Origin of the sequence: Microcystis sp. M49636_WE2 (genome assembly GCF_030065375.1) — a bacterium.
Lineage (GTDB): Bacteria > Cyanobacteriota > Cyanobacteriia > Cyanobacteriales > Microcystaceae > Microcystis > Microcystis aeruginosa_C.
The window spans coordinates 1-1,724 of the sequence record NZ_JASJFG010000071.1 but is presented as its reverse complement, the minus strand read 5'-3'; the positions used below and the strand labels follow the sequence as shown (position 1 = coordinate 1,724).

Below are 1,724 nucleotides of genomic sequence, written 5' to 3'. Positions count from 1 at the left end.
TTTCCCTGCCATGGCTCGCTATTGCTGTTCCTATTTTGTCGGGATTTCTCCTCATCAGACCGGGTTTTTATACGATGATATATTAAGTTTGGGTGAATTTGAAATCATCAAGCGCCGGACCGATGTCTTGCTTTTATCGGAAGTTCCTAACGATGCTTTCTTTCCCCAGTTAGTGAAAGTGGAATTGTTTATTCATCCTCCCACTAGCTCGGAACTTCAGATCGATTTATTGGTAAAAAATCATGAATTGCCCCTGAGAACTAATAATCGTTGTCGGCGATTTTTTGAATCTATTCACCAGATTATTACCAACAATTATCAAGGCCAATCCCTGACCAGAATTACCGCTTAACCCGATTTGTTCCTGTCTCCGTCAACTGACAAAGACAGGGACAAAATACCATCTTGGCTCTCTTGGGTAACGAACCACAAAGACACAGAATACACAGAGATTGATCGCTCCTGTATCAGTGAAACTTATCACACAAAGAATAAGAGAGTCGCTCTTTTTGGTGCTTGATGGATTTATCGAGAAAAAATCGGTAATTGCTTTAATTTTCGCTTTCCTTCGTCGATGAGAGCGGAGGAAATTGACGACGTAAAAGCAAGGAATTACTCACTACCATAACCGAACTAAAAGCCATTAAAGCTGCTGCTAGGGCCGGACTGAAAGCTAGACCCCAACGGGGTAGTAATAAACCACCAGCAATGGGAATAGCAAAGGTATTATAACCCAAAGCCCAAAAAAGATTTTGTCGGATTTTTTGCCATGTGGCCAGACTTAAATGCAGAGATTGCACCACATCCTCCAGGCGATCGCTAATTAAAACGATCCCGGCTGTTTCCATGGCCACCTCCGTGCCACCGGCCAGAGCAATACCGATGTTAGCCTGTCCTAGTGCAGGAGCATCATTGATACCATCCCCGACCATAGCCACGATTTTGCCCTCTTTTGTCTGTAGGTCGGCAATTAAGGCCGATTTTTCGGTGGGGGCAACTTCGGCATAAAATTGGCTAATACCCAAACTATTAGCGATCGCTGTCACCGCTTCTTGGCGATCTCCACTGAGTAAAATCACCTCTAAACCGAGTTTTTGTAACTGATTCACGGTTGTTTGAGCATCGGGACGCAATCGATCCTGAAAAGCGATCGCGCCGAGTAATTGTTCTTCCATCCCCAGATAAATCACCGTTTTACCCGCTTGTAAAAGCTCTTGAATCCCCCTGATAGTTTCATCGATTTTAATGCCGTTCTGCGCCAACCATTGCCGATTTCCTAGAACAATTTTCGACCCCTGCACCCTTGCCGAAACTCCCAATCCGGCCACAGTTTGAAAATCTTCCCCCGTCAGATTAGTAGGGGGAGTAACCGCGTCTAAAATCGCCTGAGCGAGAGGATGATTAGTACCACTCTCCACTACTGCCGCTAATTGTTGAATTTCCAGGGAATTAAGGATAGAAAAACTCAAACAATCGGTAATTTCCGGATGACCTTGGCTAAGGGTTCCCGTTTTGTCAAAAACCACCGTTTGCAGTCGCGAGACGGTTTCCAAAACATCGCCCCCTTTAATCAAAATACCCCTTTCGGCTGCTAAACTGGTTCCCACCAGTAGGGCCGTCGGTGTGGCTAAACCGAGAGCGCAGGGACAAGCGACCACAAGCACAGAAATCGCTAATTTTAGGGACAAAAGTAGGGGAGAAGTGGGTTGAATCATCTCGTGGTG

Annotated in this window: 2 protein-coding genes; one reads left to right on the top strand and one right to left on the bottom strand. The window is 45.6% G+C overall.

From position 1 onward, the window contains the following. Positions 1 to 352: hypothetical protein (locus tag PX484_RS01625; RefSeq protein WP_288102715.1), on the top strand; the 352-nt coding region annotated here is incomplete at its 5' end. A 199-nt stretch (positions 353 to 551) separates the two neighbouring features. On the opposite strand, the gene PX484_RS01620 is transcribed toward PX484_RS01625, so the two are convergent. Continuing rightward, on the bottom strand, positions 552 to 1,724 hold a 1,173-nt coding region (locus PX484_RS01620; protein WP_288102714.1), incomplete at its 5' end, for a heavy metal translocating P-type ATPase.